Here is a 241-nt window from a genome sequence, read left to right as displayed (position 1 = left end):
ATGCTCGTGACACCAATCTACCATTCTTCGGAATTTGCTTAGGTATGCAACTTGCATCAATCTAATTCTCACGTAACGTTTTAGGATTAGAAGGAGCTAACTCTTCTTTAATAAATCCTGACACACCTTATGCAATCATTGACTTATTACCAGATCAAAAAGATGTAGAAGACTTAGGTGGCACACTTCGTATTGGTCTATACCCATGTAAGCTTGCTGAAGAAACAAATGCTTACAATGC

The 241-nt window shown here is 37.8% G+C and carries 1 pseudogene; it reads left to right on the top strand.

The annotated features are described in order from the left end of the window. Positions 1 to 241, top strand: a pseudogene (locus JDS82_RS29395) (glutamine amidotransferase-related protein); the annotation flags it as partial.

It is taken from the genome of Bacillus cereus group sp. N14, from assembly GCF_016483555.1.
In the GTDB taxonomy this organism is placed as follows: domain Bacteria; phylum Bacillota; class Bacilli; order Bacillales; family Bacillaceae_G; genus Bacillus_A; species Bacillus_A wiedmannii.
This window is presented reverse-complemented; position numbering and strand designations above follow the sequence as displayed.